This window comes from Brevibacillus agri, assembly GCF_004117055.1.
GTDB lineage: Bacteria > Bacillota > Bacilli > Brevibacillales > Brevibacillaceae > Brevibacillus > Brevibacillus agri.
Map to the genome: position 1 here is coordinate 3,658,814 of NZ_CP026363.1, position 20,967 is coordinate 3,679,780.

General features: G+C 52.0%; 16 protein-coding genes, 1 riboswitch and 1 other annotated feature. Of the genes, 11 read left to right on the plus strand and 5 right to left on the minus strand.

The window, feature by feature from the left end; all coding sequences use genetic code 11:
- Positions 1-122 precede the first annotated feature (122 nt).
- The 4 genes from BA6348_RS18005 (at position 123) to BA6348_RS18020 (ending at position 3,855) form a co-directional block, all read left to right on the plus strand.
- Positions 123-1,232, plus strand: coding sequence for a hypothetical protein (locus BA6348_RS18005; protein ID WP_129552216.1), 1,110 nt, complete (start codon positions 123-125; stop codon positions 1,230-1,232).
- Between the two features lie 28 nt (positions 1,233-1,260).
- Positions 1,261-2,036, plus strand: a protein-coding gene (locus tag BA6348_RS18010; protein WP_170206163.1) for an IS5 family transposase whose coding sequence is annotated in 2 segments (ribosomal slippage) — positions 1,261-1,588 and positions 1,588-2,036 — 777 coding nt in all. Because the reading frame shifts where the segments join, the coding sequence is not laid out codon by codon here.
- A gap of 119 nt (positions 2,037-2,155) precedes the next feature.
- Complete coding sequence (locus BA6348_RS18015; protein WP_165329000.1) at positions 2,156-2,617, plus strand: hypothetical protein; 462 nt, start codon at positions 2,156-2,158, stop codon at positions 2,615-2,617.
- 92 nt (positions 2,618-2,709) lie between these two features.
- Positions 2,710-3,855 (plus strand): IS4 family transposase, encoded by a 1,146-nt coding sequence (locus BA6348_RS18020; protein WP_025845287.1) that lies wholly within the window; start codon positions 2,710-2,712, stop codon positions 3,853-3,855.
- Between the two features lie 1,082 nt (positions 3,856-4,937).
- Here the strand turns inward: BA6348_RS18020 and BA6348_RS18025 are convergent.
- Positions 4,938-6,089, minus strand: a complete 1,152-nt coding sequence (locus BA6348_RS18025) for an MFS transporter (RefSeq protein WP_035317419.1) — start codon at positions 6,087-6,089, stop codon at positions 4,938-4,940.
- 123 nt (positions 6,090-6,212) lie between these two features.
- On the minus strand, positions 6,213-7,811 hold the full coding sequence (locus BA6348_RS18030; protein ID WP_025848437.1) for a peptide chain release factor 3: 1,599 nt from the start codon (positions 7,809-7,811) through the stop codon (positions 6,213-6,215).
- A 188-nt stretch (positions 7,812-7,999) separates the two neighbouring features.
- Between BA6348_RS18030 and BA6348_RS18035 the strand changes: the two genes are divergently transcribed.
- The 4 genes from BA6348_RS18035 (at position 8,000) to BA6348_RS18045 (ending at position 11,614) form a co-directional block, all read left to right on the plus strand.
- Positions 8,000-9,520 (plus strand): carboxypeptidase M32, encoded by a 1,521-nt coding sequence (locus BA6348_RS18035; protein WP_122952642.1) that lies wholly within the window; start codon positions 8,000-8,002, stop codon positions 9,518-9,520.
- Between the two features lie 186 nt (positions 9,521-9,706).
- A complete protein-coding gene (locus BA6348_RS26810) occupies positions 9,707-9,850 on the plus strand; it encodes a hypothetical protein (protein ID WP_005835081.1) in 144 nt (47 codons plus the stop codon).
- A 122-nt stretch (positions 9,851-9,972) separates the two neighbouring features.
- Positions 9,973-10,551 carry a mismatch-specific DNA-glycosylase gene (locus BA6348_RS18040; RefSeq protein ID WP_026557033.1) on the plus strand — a complete coding sequence of 193 codons (579 nt, stop codon included), beginning with the start codon at positions 9,973-9,975 and terminating at the stop codon, positions 10,549-10,551.
- A gap of 214 nt (positions 10,552-10,765) precedes the next feature.
- Positions 10,766-11,614 carry a phosphotransferase gene (locus tag BA6348_RS18045; RefSeq protein WP_005835076.1) on the plus strand — a complete coding sequence of 283 codons (849 nt, stop codon included), beginning with the start codon at positions 10,766-10,768 and terminating at the stop codon, positions 11,612-11,614.
- Between the two features lie 80 nt (positions 11,615-11,694).
- Here the strand turns inward: BA6348_RS18045 and BA6348_RS18050 are convergent, their stop codons facing one another.
- A complete protein-coding gene (locus BA6348_RS18050) occupies positions 11,695-13,560 on the minus strand; it encodes a bifunctional homocysteine S-methyltransferase/methylenetetrahydrofolate reductase (RefSeq protein WP_005835074.1) in 1,866 nt (621 codons plus the stop codon).
- 33 nt (positions 13,561-13,593) lie between these two features.
- Positions 13,594-17,046, minus strand: coding sequence for a methionine synthase (gene metH, locus BA6348_RS18055; protein ID WP_005835072.1), 3,453 nt, complete (start codon positions 17,044-17,046; stop codon positions 13,594-13,596).
- Between the two features lie 116 nt (positions 17,047-17,162).
- A riboswitch (SAM riboswitch) is annotated at positions 17,163-17,264 on the minus strand.
- A 210-nt stretch (positions 17,265-17,474) separates the two neighbouring features.
- Between metH and BA6348_RS18060 the strand changes: the two genes are divergently transcribed.
- A complete protein-coding gene (locus BA6348_RS18060; protein WP_005835070.1) occupies positions 17,475-17,582 on the plus strand; it encodes a YjcZ family sporulation protein in 108 nt (35 codons plus the stop codon).
- Here BA6348_RS18060 and BA6348_RS18065 read toward each other — a convergent pair.
- Positions 17,579-17,857, minus strand: coding sequence for a hypothetical protein (locus BA6348_RS18065; protein ID WP_007785156.1), 279 nt, complete (start codon positions 17,855-17,857; stop codon positions 17,579-17,581). The two genes, BA6348_RS18060 and BA6348_RS18065, sit on opposite strands and share 4 nt — an antisense overlap.
- A gap of 213 nt (positions 17,858-18,070) precedes the next feature.
- Here BA6348_RS18065 and BA6348_RS18070 point away from each other — a divergent pair, with 213 nt between their 5' ends.
- Both BA6348_RS18070 and argS read left to right on the plus strand, forming a co-directional pair.
- Positions 18,071-18,565: a hypothetical protein gene (locus BA6348_RS18070; RefSeq protein WP_005835067.1), complete on the plus strand. Its 495-nt coding sequence runs from the start codon at positions 18,071-18,073 to the stop codon at positions 18,563-18,565.
- A gap of 43 nt (positions 18,566-18,608) precedes the next feature.
- Positions 18,609-18,869, plus strand: a binding site (T-box leader).
- A gap of 76 nt (positions 18,870-18,945) precedes the next feature.
- Positions 18,946-20,661 carry an arginine--tRNA ligase gene (gene argS / locus BA6348_RS18080; RefSeq protein ID WP_007785153.1) on the plus strand — a complete coding sequence of 572 codons (1,716 nt, stop codon included), beginning with the start codon at positions 18,946-18,948 and terminating at the stop codon, positions 20,659-20,661.
- Positions 20,662-20,967 lie beyond the last annotated feature (306 nt).

Here is a 20,967-nt window from a genome sequence, read left to right on the forward strand (position 1 = left end):
GGCTGACATCATATATTCCCACATTCTGCGCTTGTGTATCTTCGGGGGTACTCTTGCAATCAACAGGAAAAACATGGTAGATTGTCTTTTGAAGTCTTATGTATGTTTGGAGGCATGGTAATTTGAAGATCACTAGCATCCGTAAATTATTATTTAATGAAAAATCTTTCAACCCATTTAGTGACAATTACAACCCAGAGCAAATTCAACTTATCTTAAAAGAGTATCTAAAATCGGAAAAGGAAGATACATCACAAATTAAAGATAAGGAAAGTGATATTGACGCCGTTAGAATAGCTGTGCAAACGCCTGTATTTAATTACTATTACAAAGAACTGTACGAATATATGAAAAAAACTTTAAGTGAACCAGGAATTAATGTAATAAACGTTATCCAATACTTAATTGCGATTGTAAATCATGATACAAAAATGATTGAGATGTCAATAAATAAAATGATTCAATCAACTAATCAATTAAGACTTGAAGAAATGGCAATGCTCAAAATTGATGAAAAAAATTTCAAAAGTAATGCTGTAAATTCTTATGAGTTGCAAACTGATCTTTTAAATCTACTATTAAATTACTTAAAATATTTTCACAAAGAAGATTCTCGGCATAATAATGCTGTACCAGCAAGAATTCATGAAGCTTCTAGTAAAATGTATAGAGCTTCGAACCTGCTATACGTAGTTAAAGACGCTTTTGATCGTATGGTATGGGAGAACGGAACGATCATTGAAAAAAATGAAGAATTATATCTACGTTACATTGAACCGGATTCCCAAATTCTTCTTCAACTTGGTATGTTCAGAGTGCAAAGGAATGCGCTTGCATACTCTATAACTATTTACCAGCACTTAAAGGAAAATCCGATTTACTTACGCTTTTTATCAGAAACGAGAAAAGGGAAGAACATTTCAAATATCCGTATTAACTCGAGAGGATATATTCGCTATTCAGTTCAAAACGAGGGGCCGAATGCTTTACTACAATCAGAGTTGGTACAAGGATTGGCTTTTATTGCAGCATTCTACCCACATTTCACAAGAAAAGAACTTGAAAAATTAGGAAAGCTAACTGTGGATGATTTAATGGTTTTACACAGTGAGCTAGTTCATTTAACCGAAAAAGTTAAGGATTGCTTACCTGAAGTAAATGATGCGACAGATATAAAAGACTATATGGTTAGAATTAGGACGTGTCTGAAAACTAAAGAAAATGTGGTATGATTTAGGAAAAACGAATGGAGCAACGAGCATGATTCAAAGACGGTACGAAATAAACGATGAACAGTGGGAACAAATTCAGGACATGTTCCCCCCCTATCGAACAGGACGTCCGTCCAAATTAAGTAATCGTACCATGTTTAATGCCATTCTTTGGATTGCCCGAAGTGGTGCGGCTTGGCGAGATTTGCCGGAAGAACGTTATGGTTCATGGAAAACGGTCTACAGTCGCTTCTGCAAGTGGAGAGATACCGGATTACTTGTCGCCATCTTCCAAGCTCTTCACGTAGAACCTGACTTTGAAAACTTGAGCATCGATTCTACATCGGTCAAAGCTCATCAACACAGTGCGGGTGCTAAAAAAACGCAGAAGGACACGAAGTAAATCAGCACATAGGCGTCAGCCGTGGCGGAAAGACAACCAAACTTCATACCGTCGTCGATGGATTAGGGAATCCCCTCGCTTTTCTTCTCACGGGGGGGCACGTCTATGATTCCGTTCCAGCGATCAATTTGCTTCAAGGGTTTGATCTTACGGGAAGCCATATTGTTGGTGACAAAGCCTACGGCTCAGAAGGCATTCGGCATTGGATTACGGCTAAGCAGGCAGCGTACACCATCCCGCCTAAAGCGAATAATAAAAATCCTTGGAAAGTGGATTGGTACCGCTATAAAGAACGGCACTTGGTGGAGTGCTTCTTCAATAAAATCAAACATTTTCGACGAATCGCTACTCGTTACGACAAGCTGGCCAAATCATTCCTAGCGTTTGTATATGTCGCGTCCATCTTTAAACTAACTCAATAATGAGTTTTCAGACACATCCTAGAAAAAAAGATTTAATGAATTATTTTATAGATACAACGACATACACAACTACTCAAATTGAATCTTACATAAATCTAATACAAAGCGACATTCTCCAAATGGAAAGAATAAATCTATGGAAACGCCCTTTAGTAAAAGATCAAGATGTATTCTATCTTTCTATACCATCCATATTATCTCCCAATTATCTGCAATTGATCGATGAATGGCTTGAAGGAGCTGGATTTAATTTAAATGAGAGGGGTTTTGCACTAGAAACTTTCATTAAAAATGATTTAAAATCCAAGTTAGTCTCTAAAGGTAATTTTACTATTCCTTCACTAAGCGATTTTCAGATTTCAAAGAAAGTTTCTGAGGAAATTGACCTTATCGTTTCATTCGATGATTTTATCTTTATTGCTGAAATAAAAAATGTAAAGTATCCAATGGAGCCAAGGGATGTCCATAATGCCATCAAAAGATTATCTGATGGAGCCCTACAGTTAAAGAGAAAAATAAACTTTGTACAAAAACACACTAGCGTTGCATTAATCTTTTCCCATCATTCAAAATACACATAATCTTTGGTATTTGGTTGTCTAGGGAACAAAAAAATCCTTTACACTGGAAAGGTCAGGTAGTTCCTGTCCAAATCCAACGCAAAGGATAGCTCATGGACAAGAATACCCTATTTTCTTCATTTGGTAAATGGGTTGCACCCATCAATATTATGAAACTTCAACAACGAATTGACGAAACGGATCAAGACAAGTACGTGAAGAAGCTGACGACAAAAGCGTATCTTCTCCTATTTTTACATGCCCAACTTCAGCAACGCGAAGGGCTTCGAGCCATTGCTGACGATGTTCTATCAAAGAAATTTCAGCAAGAATTAGGACTGTCATCGATCAGCCCCGCACAGCTTAGTCGAAAAAACAATCGGGTAGAACCTGCTTTGCTTGAAGAAGTTTTTGTCGACCTTGTCCAGCAAATTCAACGCGTTTCCGGAAAAGCCTGCTCTCTTCGAAAACACATAAAGATCATTGATTCCACTACAATTGGATTATGTTTGCAAAAGTATAAGTGGGCAACCTTTCGCGAAACAAAGGCAGGAATCAAAATTCATCTTCGTCTCGTTTTCGCAAGCCAGGAGGATGTCTATCCTGAAAAGATTTCCCTAACTTGTGCCAAATCCAATGACCGCACCCAAATGGAGTCGCTGATTGATGAGATCGGAGCCATGTACGTCTTTGATCGAGGGTACGTGGATTATGAAAAGTTCGATGAGTATACCGATCAGGGCATCTTTTTTGCTTCACGTCTCAAGGATAACGCGGAAACTCGTCATTTGTATACTTTCAAAGTACCACCAGAAAGCTCCGTTTTATCTGACTCCATGATCCTTCTTGGAACGCCACAAAAACGGGTGGATAATGTGTTACGACTGATTGAAACGCATGATTCGAAAGGAAATCGTATTCGAATCATCACCAATCGGTTCGACTTAGAAGCAGAAGAATTGAGCGACATCTACCGTTGGCGCTGGCAAATAGAACTGTTTTTCAAATGGATGAAACAACACGCAAAGATCAAGACGTTCTATGGAACAAGTGAAAATGCGGTCTGGAATCAAGTTTTTCTCGCTCTCATTGCTTACTGCTTGTTGCTTCTTGTAAAGCTGGAAAGAAACAGTCAGCACAGTCTGCTGCAAATCAGTAGATGGCTCAAAGTGTTTCTCTGGCAGACCTTTGAACAATGGATAGGCAGAATGGATTACCAATCCAAACGAACATCCAGAGGGCGACAGAAAAGGAAGTAAGTGTTGTTTGTTGTTGTCGATGTTGTAATAAATGTATAAAACTACCAAATGGATAGTGGCTACCTTTTGCTTGGCTGTTCTCGTTTTTGGTTGTGAAGTTGAAAATGTCATTCAGAATAATTTGACAATAGATGGATTCATTTTTTATGCAACGCTAATGACAAAAACATAATGATTACTTTTCTGAAATACTAAATGGTGTAGAGGGGAAACCAATTTATTCTGCTGTTATTTGTAATTATCCCCACTTCACAGGAATGAAATTGCATGACGTTCCAATAATTGATTTTATGGCACTAGCAACATATTTTGGCCATGGGTCTATTACTGACCTTCGCTCTGAGAATATTGATGCTGAATCACAAAAAGTAAGAGAACTCAGGTTATGGAACAATCGGAAAGAGTTCGCTGACAATTTCCCCAATTACCTTATAAAGCCAACTGTCGTTGATGACTTGAAACACAAATTTAAAACAAAATTTCATCGAATAACGCTAGAGACCGCTAATCCGCAAATGCACTTACAAGTCGCAGAAATAATTGAAACAAATTAGTCTGTAAAGTATTCTGTCTAAACACTCAATCTTCCCCCCTACTTTTAACTATTTGCTTTTTATAATGACTGGATCACCAAATTACCCAGTTTACACTGGACTTCATGTAGTTTAATAGTGCCAATCGTGGAGCCAGCCCCCATAAGGTGTGCATATTACAACACACTAGTATCATGGACACTAGTTTTGTCTACTGTTTGGGAGGCTTGCTTCACTCTGGAGCACAGAAACTAGATCTACAGTATTTCGCCTCGCTTGTGTCTACTTGAATTCCTCTGAAAATTACTCTGGCAGACTAAGGAAAACCAAAGAACAGTGTAACTGCAGTACTAAACGAAGATACTTGCATTTCTAGAAACTGTCCCAACATTTTCTCTCGTTAAAGACCATGAATCATACTTTCGTTAATAGCTATTATTATCAATAAGGCATTTTCGGTCGCCCCCCCTCATTTCTGCTTTTAAAAATGTCGATATACCCCGCACACAAAAAAGAGTTCCCCCGCCCCAGGAAAACTCTCTCCACCCTCTACCGCGGAACCCCGCTCAACAACAACCGATGCAACACGCCGATCAAACACACCCCTGCCGTCACGAAGAACGCAATAAAGTACGAATGATGCCAATTCCCCAACAAGCCCGCGATGACCGGGCTCAGCACCGCCCCGACAGACAGCACCGCCGAGTAGATGCTGAACACGCTGCCGTACAGCTCGCGCGGCGAGTGCACCGTCAGGATCGTGGCAAAAGCCGGGAACAACATGCCGAAGCAGGCGCCGAACAAAAACATCATCACCTGGATCGGGATCGCCACGCCGAGCGCGAGCATGTACAAAAGCGCGCCGAGCACTCCGAGTCCGGCAAAGCTTCGCGTCTCCACCGGGACTTTGTGCAGCCAAAACTGGCAGAGAATCGCCAGCGCCCCCAAACCTTTCAAACTGAACAAAATGCCGGTCACGGCTGGCGACATCCCTTGCTTTTGCACGAGCAGCGGCACCTCGTAGATGATCGTCCCTTGCGCGTAAATGATCGCAAACCCGCCCAAAAAGGCCGGATACAGCATGCGATTTTCCAGAATCGTCAGCAGGCTTTGGCGACCTGCCGCCTTGGGCAATAGCTTGGCAGGCATGCCGCCGCCATCCACTTTGGCCGGGAGCACGAGCCAGGAAAACACGCCGGCTACGATCATGATGTAGCCGAGAATGACAAACGATTGGCCGTAGCCGAACTGAACGGCAAAAAAGCTGCCGACCGCTGGCGACACAATCCCCGCTGTCGTGAGCACCAGTCCTTTTTTGCCCATGATCTCGCCTTGTTCGAGCGCCGTCTTGCCCGTCTCGCCCAGCATCGCCGAGCAGGCGGGAGAGACGAAGGCCATGACAAAGCCAAGCATGAGCCGAAAAGCAAAAAAACCGCCCGTATGCGTCACGACGCCTTGACCAATCAGCATGAATCCGGCCAGAATCAAGCCTCCGGCGATAAACCACTTTTTCGGAAACCGATCGAGAAAAGGACCCGCGAAGAGATTTCCGGTCAGATTGCTTACTGCATAGCCGCCCAGCACAAAGCCGATCATGGCAGCCGACACACCCAAAATATTCAAGTACGGCGCCAAAAGCGGCGTCTGTGCGTGCATGTCGAAGGCAACGAGAAACAACACGACCAACAGCAGAACCCTCAAAGCATTCCCTTCCTCTCATCCCGCCAGTCTTTGTCCCAGTATATGAGGGGAGTCGTCCAAGTAGGATAGGAAAAGCAAAACAGGACCCCGCCACTGCTCAAGAGGTCCTGTTCTTTTCATCACTTATGACTGCGTCGCTTTCAATCCGAGCGAGCTTTCGTGGAACTTGATCGACGAATACTTTTCCATGGCGACCCGCAGTTGATACTCGCTTTCAAACAGCATCACCGGGCGGCCATAGCGGTCGGTAACCGTTTTGTTTTTCACGGCGTCGAGCGCCGCCTTATCGCCTTCCAGCCAACGCGCGATCTGGTACGGCATTCTCGTCAGCATGATTTCGACACCGTACTCGGCCTTCAGGCGGTATTCCAGCACCTCGAACTGCAGGACGCCGACTACACCCAAAATCAGCTCTTCCATCGGATAGGTGCGGAACAACTGCACCGTCCCTTCCTCTGTCAGTTGCATGATGCCTTTTTGGAACTGCTTGTGTTTCATCGCGTCTTTCACCATCACCTTGGAGAAAAACTCCGGCGAGAAGTGCGGCATTTCCTCGTACTCAAACGATTGGCCGACACAGAGCGTATCGCCGATCTGGAAAATGCCCGGGTCGAACAAGCCGATGACGTCACCGGCGAACGACTCCTCGACGATTTCGCGATCTTGCGCCATGAACTGCACAGGCTGGGCCAGCTTGATGTCTTTGCCGAGACGCACGTGCTTCACGGACATGCCCCGCTCGAACTTGCCGGAGCAAATGCGCAAAAAGGCGATACGGTCGCGGTGGGCAGGGTTCATGTTGGCCTGGATTTTGAAAATGAAGCCGGAAAACGGATTCGTGTACGGATCGATCAGGCCGATATTGCTCTTTTTCGCAGAAGGCGCTGGCGCCATTTGCAGGAAGTTGTCCAGGAAGGTCTGCACGCCGAAGTTGTTGATCGCACTGCCGAAAAATACAGGCGTGAGCTGTCCTTGGGCGATCAGCTCGGGATCAAATTCGTCCCCGGCGACATCGAGCAGGGAGATTTCGTCCTGCAACTGCTGCCACAGCTCCTGACCGACGCGCTCGCCGATCATCGGGTCCTCTGCGCCCTTGACCGGGAAAAACGAAATTTCCTCGTGCTGCGAGTTGTTCTGGTACAGCTCGACGCGGGATTTCATCCGGTCGTAGACGCCGCTGAAGTAGCTGCCCATGCCGATCGGCCAGTTCATCGGGTACGAGCGGATGCCCAGCACGCGCTCGATTTCTTCCAGCAGTTCAAACGGGTCCTTCCCGTGGCGGTCGAGCTTGTTGACGAACGTAAAAATCGGGATGCCCCGCATCCGACAGACTTTGAACAGCTTGATCGTCTGCGCCTCCACCCCTTTGGCCACGTCGATAATCATGACAGCGGCATCGGCGGCGGTCAGGGTGCGGTATGTGTCTTCGCTGAAGTCCTGGTGACCAGGAGTGTCCAAAATATTGATATGGTGCCCTTTGTATTCAAAGTCCATCGCACTGGACGTCACGGAGATTCCGCGCTTTTTCTCGATCTCCATCCAGTCGGATGTGGCGTGCTTGGCGTTTTTCCGGCCTTTGACCACCCCTGCCTCACGAATGGCTCCACCGTAGTAGAGCAGCTTTTCCGTCATCGTTGTTTTACCCGCATCCGGGTGGGAGATGATGGCAAAGGTGCGGCGTTTTGCTATCTCATTTTCCCATTGGGGATTGGTTTGACTCATCTTCATTCTCCTGTCGTCGCGAATAAGGTGCCAGATTGTTTTCCTATACGATTATACCGACAAATGCGCCCTGCATCCACCTAGTAATTTTTCTCCAAATCGTTATAATATTTAGTAGTAAAAATTTTTTGACTGCATGATGTACATATTGATAACATGGCTATGCACAATTACACAGGAGGGACTTCATGACGACGAATCTCGAAACACGCGCGGCCGATTTTCGGGCCTATGTGAAAAAAATGACCAGCTACAACCAGGCACTCGCCGTCCTGCATTGGGACAAAGCTACACAAGCTCCGCGCAAAGGGATGGATGCCCGCTCCGAGATCATCGGCGTGCTGGCTGGCGAACAGTTCAAGCTGGCGACGTCCAAGGAAATGGAAGCGTTTCTCGCCGAGCTCGGTGAACCGTCCGCCCTGGAAGCACTCGACGAAATCACCCGCCACAGCGTCCTCGAATGCAAAAAAGAGTTCGACCGCAACAAGCAAATTCCGGCTGCCAAGTATCAGGAGTTTGTCGTGCTGACCTCCCAGGCGGAAACCGTATGGGAAGAAGCCCGGGCGAACAACGACTTTTCCATGTTCCAGCCGTACCTGGAGAAAATCGTCAACTTCCAGCTTGAGTTTATTGAATATTGGGGACACGACGGCAAGAACAAGTACAACACCTTGCTCGACCTGTACGAGCCGGGCATGACGGTCGATCAGCTCGATCCGATCTTCGCCACCTTGCGCGAAAAAACCGTCAAGCTGGTCAAAGCGATCGCCGACTCCCCGAACAAGCCGGACACGTCGTTTTTGCACAAAAACTTCCCCATTGCCGAGCAGGAAGCGTTCAGCCGCTATATCCTGGAGAAAATCGGCTACGACTTCAAGGCAGGCCGGATGGACAGAAGCGCGCATCCGTTCTGCACGACCTTCAATCCGGGAGATGTCCGCATCACGACGCGCTACGCCGAAAATGATTTCAACTCCGCCTTGTTCAGTTGCATTCATGAAGCGGGCCACGCGATGTACGAGCAAAACATCAATCCGGAGCTGCTGTTTACCCCGCTGTGCGACGGCACCTCGATGGGCATTCACGAGTCGCAGTCCCGCTTCTGGGAAAACATGATCGGGCGCAGCCTGCCGTTCTGGAACCACTTTTTCGCGGATTTGCAAAAAGCGTTCCCGGCGCAGTTCGCAGGCGTGACGGCCGAAGACCTGTACCGCGCTATCAACTCCGTGACCCCGTCGTTCATCCGCACCGAAGCAGACGAGCTGACGTACAACCTGCACGTCATGATTCGCTACGAGATCGAAAAAGGGCTCATCAACCAGACGATCCAGGTTGCCGATCTGCCGCAAATCTGGAACGAAAAGATGAAGGAATACTTGGGCATCGAACCGCCAACCGACACGCTGGGCGTCCTCCAGGATGTGCACTGGTCCGGCGGCAGCTTTGGCTACTTCCCAACCTACTCGCTCGGAAACGTGTACGCCGCCGAGTTCGCCCATGTGATGAAAAGCGAGCTTAGCGGCTTCGAAGACCTCGTGGCGAACGGCGACTTCGCTCCGATTCGCGCCTGGCTCAAAGAAAACATTCATCAGTACGGCAAAATGAAAAGCCCGCGCGAACTCGTGCAAGCGATTACCGGGGAAGGCACAAACGCCACTTACCTGATGGATTACCTGGAGAAAAAATATACCGACATCTACAAACTGTAACAGGTTGTACCCTCAGCGTTCCCGATCCGGGAGCGCTTTTTTCATCTGTGGCTGTAATCGCTTCCTTTTTGTTCACGTTCTATCCACCATTTCTTCACGCCTTATTCACAGATCCCCAACCACAAACCAACAAAACAGGAGTATGATGAGCATGTAAAACATTACCACCAAGTGAGGAGAATCCTTATGATTCAATCGTTGTCGCGCTGGTTGTGGGGCAAAGAAGAACACGAAGCCGTTCCATTCGAGACAAAAAAATACGTCCGCAATGAAATGGAACAATTCATCATGAACGAGCCGGAGCACATGCTGCCGTACGCTCAACTGTAATTTCACTACCGAACCGATCGACCTTTTACCGATAAGCTGCCAGCCGTCTGGCGGCTTTTTTTGCTTGTTGCTGTAAGCGCTCTCGGATGTGCTACAATGTGAAAAAAACGGAGGGAATCGCATTGGTCGACTTTACGGAAAAATGGCTGCCGACTTACATCCGCCGCGATCTGGCGGTTTTGTTTTGCGGCATCAATCCCGGGCGCGTCTCGGCGTCGGCAGGCTTCCACTACGCGAACCCGGCGAATTTGTTTTGGCGCGGCCTGTTCGAAGGCGGGCTTACCCCCCGGCAACTGCGCCCGGAAGAAACCGCCCTGCTGCTTGAATACGATTACGGCATTACCGATCTCGTCTCGCGCCCTACCCGCTCGTCGCAGGACCTCACCCGCGACGACTTCGCGACAGGGGCCGAGCAGTTCGTCCAGATGATCCAGACCTATCGCCCGCGCGTCATCTGCTTTAACGGGATTACCGCCTTTCGCCATGCCACGGGCCGGAAGAAGGCGGCTGTCGCTCTCGGCTTGCAGCCGGAAAAAGCATTTGCCACAGATGACTGGGCTGGCAGCTATCTGTTTGTGATCCCGTCCACGAGCGGAGCCAACGCTTCCTTCACGCGCGCGGAGAGAATCGCCAAATTCGCCGAGCTCAGCGCCTTTTTGCGGGAAAAGAACTGGCATCCGCTGCCCTTGCCGCCCGGCTGAGCATTTTTGTGTCAACCGCTGTCTCTCTTGGCGTACTATAATCGTACGATCTTATACGCAAGGGAGGCGCAAACCGGATGGACGACCTCATCCCAAGATCGAGCAAAAATACGCCCTGACTGTCATCCAGCACGAAAAGCTTAGGGAAACGCCCAAGTCGCTCGTCGTTTTTTTCGATACTTCCATCGGCAAGTTCATCGGCAAAGTATCGTATTTGCCCAAAGAGCGCCAGCATTTTATCCTGAACGCCGAAGCGCACCTGCGCAAACAAGGAATCCTCATCCCCGGTATTCAGCGGACGAAAAACAGCAAACGCTATATTATTTGGAAAGACAACCTGTTCGTCCTCCATCAGTGGCTGTCCTGGCCGAAGCTCGCCTACAACTCGCCGGGCAAGCTGGAGCAGGTCGGCGCTTTGCTCGGGCAGTTTCACAAAAGCTCGCTCGGCTTTACCTCCAAGCACGGCGAACTTTACAACGGCGCCAAAAAATGGTCGGAAGAATACAAAACGGACCTGGCCGCGCTGGAAAAATGGGAGCAACGGCACGCAGACAAGCAGAAGCCGCATTTCTCCACCATCGTCGAGTACCTCCCGTATTTTCGCCAGGCTGGACAGACGGCGCGCAAGCAACTGAATACGTCCGCCTATTTTGCCAAGTGGAAAAAAGCGCCGCTCAGCAAGCACTTCCTCTGCCACGGCGACTTCAACAACGGCAATTTGCTTGTGCGCAACAAACGAATCGCGATCATCGACTGGGAAGATGTCCGCTACGACTTTCCTTCCAAAGACATCAGCCGTGTGCTGTCGCTTGCCATGCGCAAGGAAGGGGCATGGAACAAGCAACTGTTTGCCTACCTGTTGCGCGGCTATTTGCGGGAAAACCCGCTGTCGGCCGAACAGCTTCACCTGCTGTTTGTCGACCTCGCCTTTCCGCATATAATGGAACGCTTTTTGCGCATGAAGCAGTACGAGCAAATGGATGCGGCGCACATCCAGCAATTTTGCACACGCGAATCCTTAAAGACTGCGTACATGCTGGACGAACTAAAAGCCCTCGCGTAAACGACAAAGGCTGTAGCCTGTCTTTTACGCGAGGGCCTGTTGGCATGTCGACAGAGAGTGGGCTTGGCGAGCGAAAGCCGTTACGGCTGCGCCGTTTTGACCAGCGCGCTCTGCTGGCGCACGTAGGCGATCAGCTCCGCTGCCATCTCGTAGTAGTTGAAGGGCGTAATCAGGTAAATGCCGTTGAAATAGCGGACAGCCGTATCGAGCAGCTCTTTCGCAATGGCGATCCCTTCCTGTCTGGCGGCCGGACCCTGCACCTTTTTCATTCGCTCCAGCGCTTCCGCCGAAAGCTTGATGCCCGGCACCTCGTTGTGCAAAAACTCGGCGTTGCGCGAGCTGGTCAACGGCATGATTCCGATAAAGACGGGAATCCCGATGTGCTTGGTCGCCTCGTGCACCTGCCGGATCGATTCGACGTCGTACACCGGCTGAGTCATGATGTAATCGGCCCCGGCCTCGACTTTCTTTTCCAGTCGGGCGACGGCTGCCGCCATGTTGCGGACGTTCGGGTTGAAGGCCGCGCCGACGATAAACTGGGCTTTTTGCTTCAGCGGACGTCCCGAGAACGAGACGCCTTCGTTCAGTTGCTTCACCATGCGGATCAGATCGAAGGAAGTAACGTCAAACACCGAGCTGGCCCCCGGCAAATCGCCGAAGCGCGACGGGTCGCCCGTGATGACGAGAATTTGGTCGATGCCGAGCGCGTGCAGCCCCATGAGGTGGGATTGCTGGCCGATCAGATTGCGGTCGCGGCAGGCGATGTGCAGCAGCGGGTCGATCCCGTGCCTGTTTTTCATCAGCGCGCCGAGCGCCATGTTGCTCATCCGCACAGTGGCGAGCGAATTGTCCGCCAGGGTGATCGCATCCGCCCCGGCCTTGTGCAGTTCGCAGCAACCGTCCAAAAACTGCTCGGCGTCGAGATCGCGCGGCGGATCAAATTCGACGATGATCGTCGTGCCTGTTTTGACCCGCTCGACAATGCTCGGCTTTTCCCGCTCGTGGGTGCTTTGCACGGAAATGTGCGGGCGCTCGACCAGGGCAACGGGCGGATTGACGCGGGCTTTCGGCTGTTGCGAAGCGAGCGCGTCTGCCATCGCCTTCACGTGCGCAGGAGTCGTTCCGCAGCAGCCGCCGATCAGGCGAACTCCCTGGTCCCTCAGGCGCAAGGCGCTTTCAGCAAAGTATTCGGGAGACGACTTGAAGGCGTACTCCCCGTCCGTCATGCCCAGCCTTCCTGCGTTTGGAAACGCCGACAGCAGCGAATCGTCCGGGAAGATCGTCCCTTCAAAAGAGCGCAAAATTTCAGCCGGACCCAAACGGCAGTTCAGGCCGATGATGTCAGCTCCTGCCTTTTTCAACTGCGGAAAAGCGTCTGTCAACGAGTAGCCGTCGCGCGTCCGCCCGACTTCGAGCGTCGCAAGCTGGGCGATGACCGGCACATCTGTCAACGGACGGATGACCTCAATCGCCAGCAATAGCTCCTCCAGATCGAGAAACGTCTCCAAAATCAGCGCGTCTGCGCCTGCGTGCAACAGGGCGATTGCCTGTTCCTCGTACTGGTCGCGATATTCATCCAGTACCTTTTTCTTGACCCGTCCGGCCAAAATCGAGCCGATGCTGCCCGCTACATACGCATCATCCTGTGCCGCCTCGCGGGCGATCGCCACAGCGAGACGGTTGATCCGCGCTACCTTGTGCTCCAGGCCGTAGCGGCTGAGCGCGTCGCGGTTCGCCGAAAACGTATTCGTCTCCAAAAGGCGCGCCCCCGCCTGATAGTACGAGGCATGAACCTCATGCACCACGCGCGGATTGGATAAACACAATTCTTCAAAGCTGACGCCAACCGGGGCACCCAGCGCATGTAGCTGGGTCGCCATGGCTCCGTCTCCGACCAGCAGGTGATCTTGCAAATAGTCCCGTAAGTCTTTCTTGCTCGTCGTCAACTCAATCCCTTCTCTCCCATTTCATTAGACGATCTATACTTCAAACACCGACGGACCCGCGTTAAAGTAGCGCGCTTCCGGGTGGGCAAATACCATCGCGGAGACAGATGCTTCCGGCTCCATCATGAAGCCTTCTGTCAACTGAACGCCGATATCCTCTGGCCGCAGCAGACGGAACAACTGCGCCTGGTCCTCCAGATTCGGGCAAGCCGGATAGCCGAACGACACGCGAATGCCTTGGTAACGGGCACCGAAGCGCTCCAGCATGGTCATCTCCGCCGGATCGGGAATCCCCCAGACGTCGCGCATCATGTGGTGAATCCGCTCGGCGAACGCCTCCGCCAACTCCAGAGCGAGCGCCTGCAAGACGTGCGAGCGCAAATAGTCGCCGCGCTCCTTCAGTTCCGTCGAACGCTCGCGGATACCGCCCCCTGCCGTCACAGTCAAAAAGCCGACGTAATCCATTTCCTTGCTCTCGACCGGGCGCAAGAAATCAGACAGACACAGATGCGGTTCCTCCGGCTGGCGCGGGAACGAGAAGCGCTCCAGCACTTTGCTGTGATCGTTTGGATCGTAGACGATAATATCGTTGCCGTCCGCTTGCGCCGGGAAAAACTGGTACACGCCGTGCGCAGTAATCGTTCCGCGCTGCTTCGCTTCCTTTAATAGTTCCTCGACCACGCCGTACAGCTCCAGCACTTTTTCGTCGCCCGCTTCGAGCAGCTTTTCCACATTGCCGCGCACGCCCAGATGCTTGCCGAGCAGCATGCGCAAGTTCAAGTACGGCTGCAAGTGGCTGATCGGGTATTGGCGCAGCACATGGCGGTCGCAATCCGGCGGCAGGTGGATCGGAACGGTTCTGCTGATGGCCGAACGCGCCGGGAGCGGAGCTTTTTTCTCCTGCACGACAGGCTGTGCAGCAGCGGCAGCAGCCGCTTCGGCCAAATCCTGCTGTTCCGCGATCAGCCGCTCGCGCTCCTCCGGGTTTTGCAGACGGTTGACGAGATCGAGGCCGTCCATCGCGTCTTTGGCGTACAGCACAACCCCGCGGTATTCAGGCGCAATCCGGTTGGAGGTGAACTTGCGGGTCAACGCCGCCCCTCCGACCATCATCGGCACGTCGATTCCCGCCGCACGCAAGTCCTGTGCGGTAATGACCATCTGCTGGGCCGACTTCACCAGCAGCCCGGACAGGCCGATCGCATCCGGCTTCTCTTTGCGGCAGGCGGCAATCAGTTGCTCAGGCGGCACTTTGATCCCCAGGTTCACGACGTTGTAGCCGTTGTTGGCCAAAATGATCTCCACCAGATTTTTGCCGATGTCGTGCACGTCGCCTTTGACGGTCGCCAGCAAAATTTTGCCTTTCGACGCGGAATCGCTCTTTTCCATGAACGGCTCCAAAAACGAGACGGACGCTTTCATGACTTCCGCGCTTTGCAGCACTTCCGCAACGATGAGCTGGTTGCCGTTGAACAGACGGCCGACCTCTTCCATCCCGGCCATCAGCGGACCGTTAATGATTTCCAGCGGCGTGTACTTTTCCAGTGCCAGCTTCAAATCGTCGACCAGGCCGTCCTTCGAGCCTTCCACCACATAGCGGGCCAGCCGCTCTTCCAGCGTCAGCGAGGAAGCTTCCACGCGCACTTCTTTTTTCTTCTGGCGGTAAAACTCCGTAAAGGCTGCCAATGTCTCGTCGTTTGTTTCAAACAGCAGCGCTTCCGCCAGCTTGCGCTCGTCCTCCGGGATCGAAGCGTAGCGCTCCAGCTTCTCCGTATTGACGATGGCAAAATCAAGTCCGGCGAGCGTCGTATGGTACAAAAACACCGCGTTGAGCACTTCGCGTCCCGCTGGCGGCAAACCGAAGGAAACGTTGCTGACGCCAAGAATCGTCTTGCACTGTGGCATCGCTTCTTTAATGAGGCGAATCCCCTCCACCGTCTCCCGCGCGGAGCCGATGTACTGTTCATCTCCCGTCCCTACCGGAAAGACGAGCGGGTCAAAAATGATATCCTGCGGCGGGATGCCGTACTGGTTGACCAATATGTCATAGGAGCGCTTCGCGACCTCAAGCTTTTTCTCGCGGGTGATCGCCATTCCGGCTTCCTCGATCGTCCCGACGACGACGGCCGCCCCGAACTTGCGGATTAGCGGAGCCACTTCTTCAAAGCGCTCCAGTCCGTCCTCCAGGTTGATCGAGTTGAGAATCGCTTTTCCCTGGGAATAACGCAAGCCCAGCTCCATCACTTTCGCGTCTGTCGAGTCGATCATGAGCGGAGCCTTGACCTTTTTCACGACGAACTGCAAAAACTTTTCCATGTCCGCATACTCGTCGCGATCCGGGTCAGCCAGGCAAATGTCGATGACGTGCGCCCCGCGCTTCACCTGGGCGCGGGCGATGTCGGACGCTTCCTCGTACTGCCCTGCTGCGATCAGATCGCGGAATTTTTTCGAGCCGATGACGTTCGTGCGCTCCCCGACCAGAAGCGGGCGATTGTCGTCCTCGACGTAGACGACCTCGATGCCGGATACGGCACTGACCGCCTGCTCTGTTGCCTGGCGCGGCTTGCAGTCTTTGAGCGCCTCCGCCATTGCCCGGATGTGGTCAGGCGTCGTTCCGCAGCAGCCGCCTGCCACGTTCAGCCAGCCTTGCTCGGCAAAAGCGCGCATTTTCGCAGCAAGTCCTTGCGGCGTCTCGTGGTAGTGCCCGTTTTCGTCCGGCAGCCCGGCGTTTGGATAGCAGCTTACCCCACATTGGGCCAAGCCGGACAACGTGCGCAGATGGTCGCGCATAAATTCCGGCCCTGTCGCACAGTTCAGGCCGATCGTCACGGGCTTCAGGTGCTCAAGCGAGATGTAGAACGCTTCAATGTTTTGCCCCGCCAAAGTCGTACCCATCGGCTCGATCGTTCCGGACAGCATCACCGGCAGTTCTACGTTCAGTTCTTCAAACGCCTGGCGAATGCCGATCCCGCCTGCCTTGACGTTCAGCGTATCCTGCGACGTCTCCAGCAACAGGACGTCCACCCCGCCGATAATCAACCCTTTTGCCTGGCGGTAGTACGACTCCACCAGTTCCTCGAAAGTGACGCCGCCTGTCAGTGCCAGCGTTTTCGTCGTCGGCCCCATCGCCCCCGCCACGTAGCGCGGCCATTCGGCTGTGGAGTAGGCATCGACTGCTTCCTTCGCCAGACGGGCAGCGGCGATATTGATTTCCAGGTCCTTGTCCGCGACATCGTATTCGGCCAACACGACCGAAGTCGCCCCGAATGTATTGGTCTCCACGATGTCCGCTCCCGCTTCCAAATATTTTTCATGGATGGAGCGAATCACATCGGGCCTGGTCAAATTCAGCAGCTCGTTGCAGCCGTCGTACGCTTCGCCGCCAAAATCATCGGCGGTCAGGTTCGCCTGCTGCAGCATGGTGCCCATCGCACCGTCCAGAATCAGAATTTTCCGGGAAAGCTGTTCGCGAAAAGTGGGTTTCATTGACGTGCTCCTTTTCTCCCTTGCGTCGGTTTATTCTCAGCCGTTTTTTGCATCAAAAAATCCTCTTCTTTGAAAGAAGAGGATTTGTCCGCGGATACACTTGCGCCTGAACCATCCTCTCATCTTTCAAAGCACGTAGCTTTGCTGGAATTGGCACCGGATTTTAACCGGTTGCCGAGGCTTCATCAGGCCAGTCCCTCTGCCTCTCTTGATAAGAGTTGTTACTATGCTATTCATTTTTTGCTTTCAGGTTTGATGTTTGAAAGTATCTTAACACCGCGAAAAGTCTTCGTCAATTGAGAATTTGTCTATTCTTTACACTCTTCCCGCTCTTCTGCGCCCATTTTTGCGCATACCGGGCATTCGCCCACGCCAATCTGTGCGTTCGTGTATAGACTGTAGCATAACGGAAAGGAGGGGGAACAAACGTGAGTACATCTTACTGCGGACACGGCATCTTTGGAGACAGCTTCGCATTGGTGCTCGTACTGTTTATCCTGCTGGTCATTGTCGGGTGTTCGAACGACGACTGCTAAGTAAATGACAGGAAGAGGCTATCCCCCTTGCCTTGGCTTGAAGGGATAGCCTCTTTTTTCATGTCATGGACAGTGCGATCGCAGCCAGACCGCCTGCCGTAAAAGGCGACGCGCTCACGCTTGTCCACCTGGACGGTCAGGACGTCATACGGGACAGGCTTGCCGTTTTCCATCCGCTGGTCGCTGACGTTCATCCACGTTCTGTTGCGCCAATGCTCATCCGCATAAACCTCTGTCGCCTGGCGCTCGTAAACGTCGGCTTCTTCCCCCACCATCGTTTTCCAAAAGGCTTGCGCGACTTTTTCTGCTGCCGCAGGCGCGACCGTTGCCTTCTCGCCGCCATTGATCCAGCTACGGGCTTTTTGTGAGAAGCATCGTTAGTTAACTTTTTTCAACAGGATGGCACTTGACCGCTCTGCCTTCATTGTCAGAGCGAAACGCTTTTGCTATCATGAGGCTACCCAAACCGATGAAAGGAACGATCGACAATGGACGCTCTGCTCGCGCGTGAAAAGGACGAATTTCTGTCCTGTATAGAAACGATAAAAGAACTGGAAAGCTCCGAATTTGAAAGCTACTCCATCGTAAAGCATACCGAAACAGGAGAACATTATTTGCGCTACTTTTTGTCCCATATCAACCTGTCGGAAGGGGGCCGCAGGGACAACTACGATCACTTCCTGCCGATTGACTCCGATGACGTCCTGGGACTGATGTTCGGCGAGCAGCCGTACCGCTTCCCGGAAAACTGGCGCTCCCCCTACCTGCGCAGCGGCAACGACAATCGGCTCATTCCGTTTGATCCATCCGAGAACTACGATCTGGACGAGGAGGCGGCGGCCGAGCTGGCGATGGTGGAGCAACTGGAGCTTTACAAGCAGCAGTGGATGAACGCGGAAACTATGAGCGCGGAAGAAAAAGAAAAGCTGACGAAGCAATATTTCGCCGAGCTCGACAAGATTTTGAAAAAAGCCGAAGAGTAAGTTGCATCCTGGCACCAAAAACGGCTATAATGCTAGAGAAACAAGCGAATCGTTGATGAGGAAAGTACTCCTGGAATGAGGCTGTAGCGAGTCGGGGATGGTGGAAGCCCGATGCCGAACCACGCGAGGAAGCGCCCCTCGGAGATGCGGCCTGAACATCCGGCGAAGCAAATCGCGCCCGGATCGCGTAGGGTTTTGCCGGGCCTGCCCGTTACAGCAGCACAAAGCGGTTTTTGCCTGATGCACGCATGCAGGCGAAAACAACAAGAGTGGCACCGCGGGAGCACAACCTCTCGTCTCTTTTATCCAGGAGACGCGGAGGTTTTTTTGTTTTCTTTTGCGTCCCTTAAGCTTTTTCCCATTTTGAAAGGAGAATCACAATGAGCTACAAGCACCAAGTCGCGGAAAAAATCGCCGCTGCCCTCACCTCTCTCGGTGTGGACACCTTCCCAACAGAAACAGTTTACGGCATGCTGGAAACGCCGCCAAACCCTGCGATGGGAGATATCGCCTTCCCTTGCTTCCAGCTCGCAAAAGCGCTCCGCAAAGCGCCACCGATGATCGCCACAGAGCTTGCCGAAAAAATCGAAGGAGCGCCACTGCGCTCTGCCCAAGCAGTCGGCCCTTACGTCAACCTGTTTCTCGATCAGGAAAATGTGGCGGCGCAAGTGATCGGAACGATCCTTGAGCAAGGCAGCGCCTACGGCAGCAGCCAGGTAGGCCAGGGCCGCAAAGTGCCAATCGACCTGTCCTCGCCGAACATCGCCAAGCCGTTTTCCATGGGCCATCTGCGCTCTACCGTGATCGGAAACGCGATTGCGAACATCATGGAAAAACGCGGTTACCAGCCTGTGCGCATCAACCATTTGGGCGACTGGGGCACGCAGTTCGGCAAACTGATCGTCGCCTACCGTCTGTGGGGAGACGAGGAAAAAGTAAAAGCCGAGCCAATCAAGGAGCTGCTCAGCCTGTACGTGCGCTTCCACGAAGAAGCGGAAAAAGACCCGACTCTGGAAGACCAGGGCCGCGAATGGTTCAAAAAGCTGGAGGACGGCGACGCAGAAGCACAGCATCTGTGGAAATGGTTCCGCGACGAATCGCTCAAGGAGTTCATGAAAATTTACGAGCTGATGAACGTCTCCTTCGACTCCACGCACGGCGAAGCTTTCTACAACGACAAGATGGATCGCGTCGTCACCTTGCTGGAAGAAAAAGGACTGCTGACCGAATCGGACGGCGCCTTGGTCGTCAACCTCGACGAGTACAACATGCCGCCGTGCCTGATTAAAAAATCGGACGGTGCGACGCTGTACGCGACGCGCGATCTGGCTGCCGCCCTGTACCGCCACGAGACGTACGACTTCGCCAAAGCGCTCTACGTCGTCGGAAACGAGCAGCGTCTCCACTTCCAGCAACTGTACAAGGTACTGGAAAAAATGGGCTACGCCTGGTCCGCCGACATGCACCACATCCCGTTTGGCATGATGCTCAAGGACGGCAAGAAAATGTCCACCCGCAAAGGAAAAGTCGTTTTGCTGGAGGAAGTATTGGCACAAGCGATTGCCGACGTGCAAAAAGTGATCGAGGAGAAAAACCCGACGCTCGCGAACAAGGAAGAAGTTGCCCGCCAGGTTGGGGTCGGCGCTGTCATTTTCCACGACCTGAAAAACTACCGCCTGAACGACATCAACTTCTCCTGGGAAGAAATGCTCACCTTCGAGGGCGAAACCGGACCTTACGTGCAATACACGCACGCCCGCGCCTGCTCGCTTCTGCGCAAAGGCAACTACCAGCCGCAAACGACAGCGAGCCTCGTACCAGGCGCTTTGGACAGCAAGGAAGCATGGGCGGTCATCACCTTGCTGAACGGCTTCCCTGAGGTGATCGAACGGGCCAGCGACAACTTCGACCCGTCGCAAATCGGCAAGTACGTCATCGACCTCGCGCAGTCGTTCAACAAATTCTACGCCAACGTCCGCATTCTCGCGGAAGAAGAAGACGTGAAAGCTTCCCGCCTCCAGCTCGTGGCAGCGGTGGTGGCCGTGTTGAAAGAAGGGCTGCGCCTGCTCGGACTGGCAGCGCCAGAGGAAATGTAGGAAGCGCCGTTCTTTGACGCATGATCTGACCCAAAAGCCGGAAGCCTGCCTTGGCAAAAGGTGGCCCCGGCTTTTGCTTTTGGATGAAAAGCGCCTCGCGGGTAGTTGACTCATTTGTTTCGTGCCCTTTTTTCCAGCCTGTGCCATAATAGGAGAGGAAAGCAAGAAGGATGTGGCAAATACGGGCAACGGGCAGATTCCTTCCGTTTGACACCCCGGCTTAAGATAGCGGCTCCCCCGCAGGAACGCCTTGGCTCCACTCGGCAACAAACACATCCCGCTGTTCACACCTGGTCGCAAACAGGC

Excerpts from the sequence above, each read along its gene's own strand:
- BA6348_RS18015 (WP_165329000.1), top strand. The coding sequence starts at position 2,156 with ATGGAAAGAATAAATCTATGGAAACGCCCTTTAGTAAAAGATCAAGAT.
- BA6348_RS18020 (WP_025845287.1), top strand. The coding sequence starts at position 2,710 with ATGGACAAGAATACCCTATTTTCTTCATTTGGTAAATGGGTTGCACCC.
- BA6348_RS18030 (WP_025848437.1), bottom strand. The coding sequence starts at position 7,811 with ATGAGTCAAACCAATCCCCAATGGGAAAATGAGATAGCAAAACGCCGC.
- BA6348_RS18035 (WP_122952642.1), top strand. The coding sequence starts at position 8,000 with ATGACGACGAATCTCGAAACACGCGCGGCCGATTTTCGGGCCTATGTG.
- BA6348_RS26810 (WP_005835081.1), top strand. The coding sequence starts at position 9,707 with ATGATTCAATCGTTGTCGCGCTGGTTGTGGGGCAAAGAAGAACACGAA.
- metH (WP_005835072.1), bottom strand. The coding sequence starts at position 17,046 with ATGAAACCCACTTTTCGCGAACAGCTTTCCCGGAAAATTCTGATTCTG.
- BA6348_RS18065 (WP_007785156.1), bottom strand. The coding sequence starts at position 17,857 with ATGGTGGGGGAAGAAGCCGACGTTTACGAGCGCCAGGCGACAGAGGTT.
- BA6348_RS18070 (WP_005835067.1), top strand. The coding sequence starts at position 18,071 with ATGGACGCTCTGCTCGCGCGTGAAAAGGACGAATTTCTGTCCTGTATA.
- argS (WP_007785153.1), top strand. The coding sequence starts at position 18,946 with ATGAGCTACAAGCACCAAGTCGCGGAAAAAATCGCCGCTGCCCTCACC.